8 protein-coding genes are annotated in these 12,489 nt (G+C 31.7%); 2 read left to right on the plus strand and 6 right to left on the minus strand.

Annotated elements, in window-relative coordinates; genetic code table 11:
- Positions 1–120: 120 nt before the first annotated feature.
- Both ACFDSN_RS06150 and der read right to left on the minus strand, forming a co-directional pair.
- Positions 121–2,898, minus strand: a complete 2,778-nt coding sequence (locus tag ACFDSN_RS06150; protein WP_375238963.1) for an outer membrane beta-barrel protein — start codon at positions 2,896–2,898, stop codon at positions 121–123.
- A 198-nt stretch (positions 2,899–3,096) separates the two neighbouring features.
- A complete protein-coding gene (gene der / locus ACFDSN_RS06155) occupies positions 3,097–4,407 on the minus strand; it encodes a ribosome biogenesis GTPase Der (RefSeq protein WP_375238964.1) in 1,311 nt (436 codons plus the stop codon).
- 100 nt (positions 4,408–4,507) lie between these two features.
- Here der and ACFDSN_RS06160 point away from each other — a divergent pair, with 100 nt between their 5' ends.
- The gene (locus tag ACFDSN_RS06160) at positions 4,508–5,020 is read left to right on the plus strand and encodes a GTP-binding protein (protein ID WP_375238965.1); all 513 of its coding nucleotides are present in this window, start codon (positions 4,508–4,510) and stop codon (positions 5,018–5,020) included.
- Between the two features lie 28 nt (positions 5,021–5,048).
- Here the strand turns inward: ACFDSN_RS06160 and era are convergent, their stop codons facing one another.
- Both era and ACFDSN_RS06170 read right to left on the minus strand, forming a co-directional pair.
- Positions 5,049–5,930: a GTPase Era gene (gene era, locus ACFDSN_RS06165; RefSeq protein WP_375238966.1), complete on the minus strand. Its 882-nt coding sequence runs from the start codon at positions 5,928–5,930 to the stop codon at positions 5,049–5,051.
- Between the two features lie 27 nt (positions 5,931–5,957).
- The gene (locus ACFDSN_RS06170) at positions 5,958–6,416 is read right to left on the minus strand and encodes an RNA methyltransferase (protein WP_375238967.1); all 459 of its coding nucleotides are present in this window, start codon (positions 6,414–6,416) and stop codon (positions 5,958–5,960) included.
- Between the two features lie 65 nt (positions 6,417–6,481).
- Between ACFDSN_RS06170 and ACFDSN_RS06175 the strand changes: the two genes are divergently transcribed.
- Positions 6,482–7,075: a methyltransferase domain-containing protein gene (locus ACFDSN_RS06175; protein ID WP_375238968.1), complete on the plus strand. Its 594-nt coding sequence runs from the start codon at positions 6,482–6,484 to the stop codon at positions 7,073–7,075.
- A 62-nt stretch (positions 7,076–7,137) separates the two neighbouring features.
- Here the strand turns inward: ACFDSN_RS06175 and ACFDSN_RS06180 are convergent, their stop codons facing one another.
- Together ACFDSN_RS06180 and ACFDSN_RS06185 are read right to left on the minus strand one after the other, a co-directional pair.
- The gene (locus ACFDSN_RS06180; RefSeq protein WP_375238969.1) at positions 7,138–10,044 is read right to left on the minus strand and encodes a trypsin-like peptidase domain-containing protein; all 2,907 of its coding nucleotides are present in this window, start codon (positions 10,042–10,044) and stop codon (positions 7,138–7,140) included.
- 373 nt (positions 10,045–10,417) lie between these two features.
- Positions 10,418–12,346: a hypothetical protein gene (locus ACFDSN_RS06185; RefSeq protein WP_375238970.1), complete on the minus strand. Its 1,929-nt coding sequence runs from the start codon at positions 12,344–12,346 to the stop codon at positions 10,418–10,420.
- Positions 12,347–12,489 lie beyond the last annotated feature (143 nt).

A 12,489-nucleotide genomic window follows, 5' to 3' on the forward strand; every position in this document is an offset into this window, starting at 1 on the left:
AGACAATATGGTTATGAGAATTAATTATGCTTTTTGAGTAGTGAAATTAATTCTAGAAAGTTTTGTAATAAAAAAGCAGCCTATATTTATGAGCTGATTTTAGTTGATTAACTTTGTTTTTTAGCCACCATAATAATGTCTTCCTCTACCTTCGTTAGCTTTAGCGCCAAGACTGTTAAATTTCCAACTAAAATTTAGCATAAAATATTGAGTTAAAACAGTACTTTGTCTGTCTTCAATATAATCTTGTGAGGCAACTCTTGTGGCGTTTGTGTTTTGATTTAATAAATCGTAAACCTTTAACGTTACCAAGCCTTTTTCTTTTAATACAGCATAAGAAAGCGATGAATTCCAAAACCAAGCACTTTTTTGAAAACCATCTGCAATGTTGGTATTGTAGTTATAATTAATGTCGTTTCTCCATTCAAATTTTTTAGGTAAAAAAGTAGCTGTTTCTATTCCTAAATTATGTCTTGTAAATTTTTGATTTTCAAAATTATCAATATCAAAACTAGTATTGTTAAAGCTTACGCTATATCTAGGTTTAAATTCAAAAACCTTATTCCAGACAAATTCTAGACCAAGACTTGGACTATAGGATAATGTTCTACTAGCATATTTTATATCGTTATTAAAATTTATGTTTTTTGAAAAATTTGAATTTCCTCCAATTCTAACTCTAATAGACTTTAAAGAGTCTATTTTAAAATTCTTACTATAACTGGCGCCTAAATACCCGTTGTTATTACCATTAACGTTTTCATAAGTAGTTATTCTTTTTAGTGTATTTGGGTCTACAATTGTTTTTGAAACGACATTGTTCTCTATTGCAGTTATACCAGCATAGCTATAAAAGCCAGATTTCTTTGCCCAATCGTAAGAGTTAAATCCAAAATATACATTATGGTTATTAGACGGTTCTAGATTAGGATTACCAGTAATGGTGTTTAAAGGATTTGAAACATCATCAAAAGCTTGAAGTTGAGATAATGCTGGTGGATTATTATTTAAACGGTAATTAACATAAACAGATGATTTTTTACTAAACCTATAATTTAGATAAGAATTTACTTCAAGTGCATTAAAATCACGCTCAACATTAAATTCTGGTCTTAGTCCATCTTGATTTTCTAAAGTTCTAAATACGTAAGTCGCTCCAAGTCTACCCGATAATTTCTCTCCTTTATAACGTAAACGTAAACCAGGACGACTTTGAGAATCTATATAATTAAAATCGGTACTTAAATCCGTATCGAATTGGTCGTACTCATTTGTTATAATATTTTTATTAAAGGTACTTTGTCTATTTTCATTTTTGTCTTTATTAAAAGAATAAGTTGCATTTAAAAACCACTTATCTTTTTCTAAAGGAATACTAACTGTTATGTCACTACCAAAGTTTGTGGTTTTATTTTCTTGATATGTAAATTGATCTCTTGCTATATCCGTTGTAGTACCAAAAAATTGTGTGTTAGAATTAATAAAATCATCACCTTCTAATTTAGAAAATTCATTTTCGAAACCAACTTTAATATATGCGCCTTTAGCTCCAATTTTTTTAGTTAATTCTAAATCGTTACCAAATCTTGAAGATGTGCTTTCTACAAATGAATTTAAAGTAGAAGAATTGGTTAAATCTCTATCTTCATTAAAAGAATTGTCTTGACTATTGTATGTTGTTGTTGAATTAGAGTAGCTAAACGAAGGTTTTATATTTAAAAAAAGTGTAGTATCTATTTTTACCTCATAGTCTAAGTTTGTTACGTGGCTTTCCGTATCTGAAATAGATGAAGATCTAGAATCGGAAAAGAAACGAGAATCATTTAAAAACGTTTCTCTTTGTGATGCACTTTCATTATCAGAGTTACTGGTAGAGTAGAAGTAGTCTGCAGAAATATCACCTTTTTCACCAACTTTATCTGCATAGTTTAGTCCTGCGTTTTTTGATGTTGTTATACCTTGTCCTCCACCAAAAGAACGTCCGCCAATACTAAAAGATCCATTACTATTCCAGCTGGTACTACCACTTCTTCCAAACATTTTAGAAATTTCACCAAAACTAAATCCAGGAGAATTTATATTATTTCCACCTGCAAGAATACTTATACGTTGATCGTTATCAAAACGGTTAAACATACCTGCAAACTCCCAACGTTCATCTGTTCCAGCTCCAGCAGCAACGCGACCAAAAACACCTTTATTGTTTTCTTCCTTTATAGTTAAATTTATGGTTTTATTTTCCGTGTCTCCATCTTCTCCAGAATAAGCTTCAGATTTTGTTTTAGTATCTACAACTTGTATTTTTTCAATGATATCTTTGGTTAAGTTTTTTGTTGTAATAGTTGGGTCGTCTCCAAAAAAAGGCTTACCATTAACCAATATTTTGTTAACTTCTTTGCCATTTATTTTAATTTTACCTTCAGCATCAATCTCAACGCCAGGTAATTTTTTTAATAAATCTTCAACTGTAGCATCTTTTTTTGTTTTAAAAGATTTCACATTAAATTCTAATGTGTCCTTTTTTATAGTTACTGGAGCAGCAGTTTTAATTACAACTTCATCTAAAGAATTACTTAATTCAAGCGTTAATTTACCAATATTAATCTCTTTTTTATTAATTAGGACTTCTTTTTTTAAAGTTTGATAACCAACATAAGACACAAATAGGTTTAGTTTGTTTTCAGAAGTTACATCTTCTATAATAAAACTTCCGTCAGATTCTGAAATTGTATAAGCAACTAAGCTACTGTCTTTTAGTTTTTCTACATGAACTGTGGCAGCATCAAGTGGTAAGTTTTCATCGCTAGATTGCAGCGAACCAAAAATCTTAAAGTCTGTGTTTTGACTAAAAGAAATACCTACACAAAAAAGTATAAGAATGTAAATTGTTTTTTTCATGTAAGCTAGTTTGTAGATTAAATTAAATTTGGGATTAATTCAAATTAATTAAAAAACGAAATTATTTAGACTTTCTTATATAGTCTGTTAAACAAAAGGTAAAGTTTTGTTATTTTTTTACAATACAAATAATTGATTGAAGCTAAATAAGGCTGAATTTTGATAAATTCAGCCTTATTTGTTTAACGTCTTACGGTTTTATTTTTTACGCATATAAATGCTTATTGGTACACCTTTAAAATCGTAAATCTCTCTTAATTTATTTTCTAAAAACCTTTTATATGATTCAGCGACATATTGAGGTAGGTTACAGAAAAAAGCAAATTGCGGTTGTGGTGTTGGCAACTGCATAATATATTTAATCTTAACAAACTTACCTTTTAATGCTGGTGGCGGACGGTTTTCTATTATTGGAAGTAACGTGTCGTTAAGTTCGCTAGTTTTAATTTTTTTAGAGCGGTTATTATAAACCTCTACAGCCGTTTCTATGGCTTTATAGATACGTTGTTTGGTTAAAGTTGACATAAATACAATTGGAACATCTGTAAATGGTTCTAATTGTTTACGAATATATTTTTCAAATTCAACTGTTGTTTTATGATCTTTTTCTACTAAATCCCATTTATTTACTAATACAACAATTCCTTTACGGTTGCGTTGAGCTAACCAAAATATATTTTGAACTTGTCCATCAAAACTTCTAGTTGCGTCTACGACTAATAAACAGACATCTGCATGTTCTATAGCTCTAACACTTCGCATTACAGAATAAAACTCTAAGTCTTCTCTTACTTTCTTTTTTCTTCTAATTCCAGCAGTATCTATTAAATTAAAATCAAATCCAAAACGGTTATATTTTGTATCAATAGAATCTCTTGTAGTTCCAGCAATATCTGTAACGATATATCTGTCTTCGCCTATTAAAGCATTAATAAAAGATGATTTTCCTGCGTTAGGTCTTCCTACTACAGCAAAACGTGGTAATGGATTTTCTTCTGCCTCTACTTCTTCAATTTCTGGTAAAGCTTCAACTAAAGCATCTAGTAAATCTCCGGTTCCGCTTCCATTTATGCTAGCTACGGTATAATAATCTCCTAAACCTAGAGAGTAAAATTCTACAGCATCTTCTGCACGTTTACCATTATCTACTTTATTTACAACTAAGAATACAGGTTTTGATACTTTACGTAATAGTTTAGCAACATCTTCGTCCATTCCAGTTACACCAGATTCTACATCTACCATAAAAATTATGGCATCTGCTTCGTCTATTGCAAGTTCAACTTGTTTGTCAATTTCAGCTTCAAAAATATCGTCAGATCCTTTTACATATCCACCAGTATCAATTAAAGAGAATTCTTTTCCGTTCCAATCACTTTTTCCATAATGTCTATCTCTAGTAACACCACTAACAGCATCTACTATGGCTTCGCGTCGTTGAATTAAACGGTTAAAAAAAGTCGATTTACCAACATTAGGTCTTCCTACAATTGCTACTATACTACTCATAATTTATTTTTTTTATGCATTACATATCCTGTAAGCGATTGCAAAGGTAGTGTTTGTTAATAGAAATAAATCACTAAATTACCCTATTATATTTTATATCATGATTTTAGGAGAAGAAATTGTTTTAAGACCACGCTTTAAATTAGATTTGAATGAGCATAATGAAGCTATATTATCTCGCTTTGAAGCAGCAGTAAATAATCCAGAGAATTTAGTGGTATCTCGTGTAGATAATCATGTTTTTATTAGAATTCCAAAAAAGGAACAGCACTTTTGGTCTCCACAGTTACATTTAGAGATTATGTCTTTTGATAAAGAAAAAGCTGTGTTGTCTGGTTTATTTGGTCCAAATCCTACTGTTTGGACAATGTTTATGTTCTTTCATTTTATAATAGCAGTTTTGTTTATTGGTTTTGCCATTTGGGGTTACACGAATTATAAGTTAGATAGAGATTTTTTTATACAAGTAACTGGAACGGTATTTATGGTTCTCTTTTGGGGAGTTTTATATGTTGCTGGACGAATGGGGAAAATTGCAGGAAAAGTAGAGATGCAAAAACTAAATAAATTTATGGAAGTTATATTAAATAAAAAAAGCTCTAAAATTATTTAGAGCTTTTGCGTATTCTTTATATTTAGTTCTAGTTATTATAACCAAAACGTTTCAATTGCCTATCATTACTACGCCAGTTCTTATTCACTTTAGCATAAAGCTCTAAATAAATTTGCTTTCCAAAAAATTTTTCTAAATCTTTTCTGGCTTCTACACCAACACGTTTTATTGCTTCGCCTTTATGGCCTATAATTATTCCTTTTTGTGTTTCACGTTCAACCATAATTACAGCTCGCATACGTATAATGTTTTCTTCTTCAAAAAATTCTTCTGTATCAACTTCTACTGCATAAGGGATTTCTTTTTTGTAATGCATTAAAATTTTTTCACGAATTTTTTCGTTTACAAAAAAGCGTTCAGGCTTATCTGTTAGTTGATCTTTAGGGTAGAAGGCGGGCGATTCTGGTAAAAGTTCAATAATTTTATCGAAAACTTCTTTTACATTAAAGCCCTCTAAAGCTGATACTGGATAAATTAAAGCATTTGGTACCTTTTCTGCCCAAATCTGTACCTGTTCGACCAATTGTTCTTGGTTAGATTTATCTATTTTGTTTAAAAGTAATAAAACGGGAATTTTGGCATTTGTTATTTTCTTAAAAAATGCTTCGTCTTTTAATTCTTTCTCACCAATTTCTACCATATAAATTAGTAAATCAGCATCTTCAAAAGCCGATTTGACAAAATCCATCATAGAAGATTGTAATTGATATGCTGGTTTTATAATACCAGGAGTATCACTTAAAATTACTTGAAAATCTTCGCCATTAACAATACCTAAAATTCGGTGTCTTGTAGTTTGAGCTTTACTAGTTATAATGGATAGTTTTTCTCCCACAAATGCATTCATTAATGTAGATTTACCTACATTAGGATTACCAATTATATTTACAAAACCTGCTTTATGATTCATATTGTATTCTTTTAATAGACTGCAAAGTTACGACCTTGGTTTGTTTATTCCTCTATCATACATCACAATACTTCCTGCTACTGCTACATTTAAACTTAATTGAGATTTAAACTTAATTAAAAAATGAGATTTTTCTATAGCTTCTTTAGATAAACCATGATCCTCTGCGCCTAGTAAATAAACACAACGTCTTGGGTGATTAAATGTTTCTAAATTTACAGCAGAATTGTCTAATTCTACACCAACTAATCTTGCGCCTTTTGGAATGCTATTGTAGAAATCTTGAAAGGTTTTATAATGAAAATAAGGCATAGACTTTACGGCATTATGCGTGTCGCAGGCTTGTTTTGCATAACGATTTCCAATAGTAAAAATATAACTAGCTCCTAAATTTTGTGCTGTGCGCCATAAAACGCCTAGGTTTTCTGGTGTTTTACCATTTTGTATACCTATACCAAAATATTCGTTTTTGAAATTATCTACCATTTGTCAAAAGTATAAAAGTTAAGTATTTATGTGAAGTAATACTTAATAAATACTATTTTTAATTTATGAATAAAATAGAAAATTATTGGACTAATAGATATAAAGATGAGAAAACAGGTTGGGATATTGGCTATGTATCAACACCTTTAAAAACGTATTTTAATCAATTAGAGAATAAAGATGTTAAAATACTTATTCCTGGGGCAGGTAACGCTTATGAGGCTGAATACTTGTTTAATAAAGGGTTTAAAAATGTTTTTGTTTTAGATGTTTCTGAAATTCCTTTAGAGAATTTTAAAAAACGAAACCCTATATTTCCGGAATCACAACTCATTTTAGATGATTTTTTTTCTCATAAAGGACAGTATGATTTAATTATTGAACAAACATTTTTTTGCTCTTTTCCACCATTAAAAGAAACACGTTTAGCTTATGTAAATAAAATGCAAAAATTATTAAAGCCTAATGGAAAATTAGTTGGTTTGTGGTTTGATATTCCATTAACAAATGATTTAGAGAAACGTCCTTTTGGAGGAGATAAAAATCTGTATTTGTCTTATTTTAAATCAAATTTTCAAATAAAACTATTTGATAAATGTTATAATTCTATACCTCAAAGATCTAATAGTGAGTTTTTTGGAATTTTTATAAAAAGATAATTCCTTATATAAAAAAAAGGCTAAATCATTTGATTTAGCCTTTAATAATTAAAAAGTTAAACTTATTTTTTTAAGAATTTAATAGTTTGATTAGCAGTGTCTGTGTTAATTGTTAAAAAATACATTCCGTTAGACAAACTAGATGTATTTACTTTTAAATCACTTTCAGAATTAATTACTTTTTTAAAAATGGCTTGCCCTAGCATATTATGAATAGATATACTAGATGGTAAGTCGTTTTTACTAGATGTAATATTTAATTCATTTGATGTAGGATTTGGATAAACACTAAAACTATCAGCTAAATTAAATGAGGGATTACTAAGTAAAGCAAGATTTCCAAAATAATAGGTTCCGTTAATTCCTGTTGTAAAATTAGCCTCTAGTTTAAAGTCGTTACCAAATGTTGTTATAACTCCAGAGGCTTGTTCTGTGTTAGATCCATCATTTTTTAGAACTCCTAAACTATTTCTAGAGTTTCCAGTTGCAGATTCCCAACCTTGTAACTCTGCTTCAGTAAAATAGAATGCTACAGTAGTTAAAGCTGAATTGTTTATTGTTGTTGGTGTAATTGTAATTGTTTTATCCATTACTAGAGCAGGAGAAGTACTTCCGTTATATGATTGAGCACTATTACCTTGTCTTGTAACTTCGATGTTAGTACATCCAAAGTCTGTGTTTGTTACATTAATGTCTGCCATAATATTATTAGAAGTTGGATCTACTGCATATACTTTTCCGCTTCCATCAATTAAAATATCATCTGTAGATGCATTATTAGTTTGTGTTTGGACATCTGTATCTATAAAAGATGTTACTGCGAATTTATCCATCATAAATACAAACTCGTCTACAGTAACAACGTTAATAGCAACATATATGTTTGAGTTATCAAACGAGTTTGGAATATTATAGGTGTATTCAGCCCATGAAGTTGTAGGTTGTGCATAAGGATTAGGTGTAAGTTCTGTAGTTAAGTTAGCTACAGTATTTCCATTACCAACTAAAACTCTAAAACGCTCTCCACCATTGTAATTATCCGTTAATCCTTTCGCCCAAAATGTTATTTGACTATTAGTTCCTGTACTCAATTGTGGCGTTATAATATAATCATCATTCTGAGGGTTTGCTACTGTTGCTCCGCCTTCACCGCCATCTCCACCAGAACTAAAACAATAAAAACCTTTATTACCACTATAAGCAGACCAACCATTATCTGAGGCAGGAACTGTTTGTGCAGGATTAAAGACAATAAAACTTCCTGTATATTCTTCATTTGGAAATTCTGTGCCAGTGGAATACCAGGTTGGTTGCCCGTCATTATCTACCATAGTCCATTGTCCTACATTAGAAATAGTAAAATCATTATAAGTTTCAAAATCATCTTCAAAGATTATTGCGTTCTGGGTAGACCCTATAGCTATGTCATCATCATTAATTGTAATGTTAAATTTGTCAAATGTAGATAATTGCGCATTTCCTCCATTAGCATTAAGTGATAGTGTGATTTCAATATCTTCATCACCTTCAATAAAACCATCATTAAAGATTCTTAAAACAGAAGTTTTATCTGCGGTGTCTCCAGTCAGAAAGCTAATTGTGTTTGTTAACAATTCAAAATCTTCATTCTCTGTTGCTGATCCATTTGTAATATTTAGGGTAATGTCTGCATTTGCATCTGCTACTTGAGCCAATCTAATCACTAAATCAATATCTGTATAACTACAATCTGATCCTTCTATTACTGATTGAGAACTTGTTGTACTTGCACTAACAAATGGTCCCGGAGGATTGTTGTCGTCTATTCCGCAAGGAGGCATATTTCCAGCTATTGCAGCAATGATTTCGTCGCTTCTACCAGCAGCGCCATTTGGACAGCCACCAGTATTATGAATAGCTACTACTAAATTATCACTATAACGGATTACAGGAGAACCTGAACTTCCACCTTCCGTATCGCATTGGTATGTTACACGATTACCATCACCGCCAACACCAGTTACCATAGCAAAACCGTTTGCGTCTCCACCAACATCTGTGTTTACAGCTATTTCTTTACGTCTTCCTCCTGGATGTTGTGGAATATAGATTCGTTCCCCAACTGATGCTATATTAGATGATAAACTTAAGTAGCCATATGTTGCTGTAGGATTTACAGGAAGTTTTACTAATGTAAAATCTAAAGTAGCACTTGTTTGAATAAAAGTAGCAGAAGTTGCTTGTAAGTCCGATGTTGCATTTACTGTCTCTGCACAATTATCATATTGATAATTAAACAAAAAATCTGTATTATTTGCATCTGCAACACTTCCTATACAGTGATTATTTGTCATAACGTTACCGTCACAACCTAATAACCATCCAGTACATAATCCACCGCCGCCAATAAGTAATCTACAAACTGCCTCAGCCTTACGTCCCATTTCCGTTCCGTCATAGCATACTATAGCTTCTTTGTCATCTGCGGTACATATTGATTCTTGTACAAAAGGAGTGTCTAAAGATTCTACAGCTCTATTTATTCTGTCTACAGAATGGCCATAAGCTACTCTGTCAATATTAAATCCGTAATGATTTATGTTATTTCCGTTTGAATAAAGCTCGATTGTAATCTCATCGCTCCAAATAGTTCCAGTCCAAAACTCACTAATCATTTCTTTATTTTCTCCAACAATTTTTCCTTTTTCAGAATAAATATATTCATCTCCATTTTCTGAAAAAACTTTAACATAATCTCCAGAGTTTAAATCAAATGAGTTAAGATGAAGTTTTATATATGCGGAGTTTTTATTTTTGAAAGTTTTAGAATAAACTATTCCTTTAGTAGTGTTGTGATAATATGATTTTGTAGAAGTTAAGCTCAATTCAAATTCATCTGCAATTTGTAATCGTTTCCCTTCGTTTTGTGAATAAATTACTGTGTTTAGTAATAAAGCAAAAATAAATAGTAGTAAGGATTTTTGTTTCATAGTAATGGTTTATAGGTATTTGTGGTTAATAAATGTCAAACCAAATATACTAAAACGAGATTTTAATTTATGTGTTTTTGACCGTTTTATTTACTTTTTATAGTTGTAGAAGATGTTTTAAAACAAAAAACGCATCAACTATTTCTAGTGATGCGTCTTACTTAGTAGCGGGAACTGGATTCATTCCTTCACTTCGTTACGGAATGGTCCTTAATTAGTGAGCTTGAGTAAAGAAGCTCCCCTTGCTTCGCAATAGCATTTTATTTCTCCATAAATATTAATACAAGCATTCAATTTATTCCAAAATAAAAGCTCCTTGATTTCTCAAGGAGCTTCTTTGTAGCGGGAACTGGATTAACTTGTTCAGCCGATATTAATTCTTTTTTTCTATCGTTTTTGACTTTTCGACAGTAATATTTTCCAAAGGAATTGATTTTCCTGCTTTTGGAGCGTCTATCTTTTTTTTGTAAAATATCCCAGATTCAGGGCTTTTACCATATGCTTGAGGTGTAAGATACTTTCCTCTTTCATCTGTATTTTTATTCCTTACATTTTGTTCTAAATTCAGTTTTTCTCTGAAGTATTTTATTGTTGGATCATTTCTTTCAGCATAAACAACCCAAGATACTTTTGTGTTTGGTGCTCCTTTGATGCTGAATATGTTATTGTAAATTTCCTTTTCTATATATGGCACTGTTGGGGTGCCAATTGCTGTAAGTTGATATCTTGGATTTTTGTTTACAGCACTGAAATATTCTGGAAGGTCCACGGTTGCATTACCATTGCTATCTAATTCAATCGTTCCTGAATACATATTCATGATTTCATCCGACTCCACAGAATAATGACTCAGGGTTTTATTTTCTGGGTCGAGCGGATGGTCTATATGAAATAACTTTGCACCCGTAGCTCCTGAATTACCAATAGAAAACACACCGAACCCAGAACCCGATAAAGAAGTACTTCCCACAATCCCATAATTTTCACCATCACCCCATACACCCACTCCTAGTCCAGAATTACCACCAGTTGTACTAGCGGTTGAATAAATTCCTGAAACCAATGGATCAGTTGTAGGGAATGTTTGCACAACCATTCCATCTCCATCACTTGATCCATTATTAAAAACTCGAACAGTTGCATCTGCACTATGATTTATAGCAGTTAACGCCGACTTACTTAAACCTGGAGTAGTAGAAGTCCCAGTAGCCAAATGCTCTAAAAGTAAAGTATTATACTCAGAAGTTGTATTAGTTGGCCCAGGTGCTTGATTTGGATCTCCAACCCACATTTGTGCTGCATCGCCATTAGTCCCATAATGTAATAATTCTAAAGCATTTCCTCCTCCAGTTAGTGTTGTTCCAGTTCCACTATAGCGAATCATTTGTCCTACAGATTCCTGAGCTGTGTTATCAAGGTTAATTATCTGTCCTCCACCCTGAATACCTGAATTTTCGATAAAACTTGCAAATGAATAATTATCAGTATTATCAAGACCTATATATTGCCCTATTCCCAAACCTGAATGAAATATTACACTTCCAACATTGTTATTTGCAGTATTTGACAATGATATTTCTTGTCCTCTTCCCAATCCATTATGAGAAGTAACTAGTCCAGTACTCTGGCTAGCCATATCCATATTAATTTCTATTCCTCGAGAAATATTATCAGTTCCAAATTGATTTACAACAATACCAGGGTTTGTGACTCCAGTATTAATTTGATTAATAAGTAGCCCAATTCCTAAACCTCCATTTAAAGCATGTACATTATTATTTGTTGGGTCAGTTTGTACTACCCATAATTTACTTGTAGCATTGTTACTTCCTATAGCAACACTACCTGTACTGGAATTATAAAAAACATCATCTCCATTTTTATCCCAATAACTATTACTTGAATTTTCTGCAAACATTGCATACGGCACACTCATAAGTTGTGACGTCCCCATACTAACATAAGTAGTACCTCCAGAGACATCTAAAAGTGTTTCTAAATAGTATGGCCCTGCAGACCAGTCAATCAATGAAAAGTCATCTGTTGAAGTTCCGTTACCAATAGCAAAGCTCAAGAGGCCGTAATCATTCGTTGATGTTGACCAAGTTTCTGTATATACAGCGGTTCCAGTTGGTGTAGTTTGGTGTAAAATGAATTGTGTACCAACAGATTGGTTCGCTAATATCTCTCCTGCTGCATTTCTAACTACTGTTTGATAATTAAACCCTTGTGGTGATTGTGCGCTAAGTGTTAATGTACTTGTTAAAAATATAACAAACAGTAGAAGTTGTTGTTTTTTCATAATTGGTTTATTTTGAGTCAAATATAATGAAATAATGAAATAATTAAAATAAGCCTATAAAAACAAAAGCTCCTTGATTTCTCAAGGAGCTTCTTTGTAGCGGGAACTGGACTCGAACCAGTGACCTTCGGGTTATGAGCCCG

It is taken from the genome of Aurantibacter sp. (assembly GCF_042094015.1).
Taxonomy (GTDB): Bacteria; Bacteroidota; Bacteroidia; order Flavobacteriales; family Flavobacteriaceae; genus Aurantibacter.

Excerpts from the sequence above, each read along its gene's own strand:
- ACFDSN_RS06185 (WP_375238970.1), bottom strand. The coding sequence starts at position 12,346 with ATGAAAAAACAACAACTTCTACTGTTTGTTATATTTTTAACAAGTACA.
- ACFDSN_RS06160 (WP_375238965.1), top strand. The coding sequence starts at position 4,508 with ATGATTTTAGGAGAAGAAATTGTTTTAAGACCACGCTTTAAATTAGAT.
- era (WP_375238966.1), bottom strand. The coding sequence starts at position 5,930 with ATGAATCATAAAGCAGGTTTTGTAAATATAATTGGTAATCCTAATGTA.
- ACFDSN_RS06170 (WP_375238967.1), bottom strand. The coding sequence starts at position 6,416 with ATGGTAGATAATTTCAAAAACGAATATTTTGGTATAGGTATACAAAAT.
- ACFDSN_RS06175 (WP_375238968.1), top strand. The coding sequence starts at position 6,482 with ATGAATAAAATAGAAAATTATTGGACTAATAGATATAAAGATGAGAAA.
- der (WP_375238964.1), bottom strand. The coding sequence starts at position 4,407 with ATGAGTAGTATAGTAGCAATTGTAGGAAGACCTAATGTTGGTAAATCG.
- ACFDSN_RS06180 (WP_375238969.1), bottom strand. The coding sequence starts at position 10,044 with ATGAAACAAAAATCCTTACTACTATTTATTTTTGCTTTATTACTAAAC.
- ACFDSN_RS06150 (WP_375238963.1), bottom strand. The coding sequence starts at position 2,898 with ATGAAAAAAACAATTTACATTCTTATACTTTTTTGTGTAGGTATTTCT.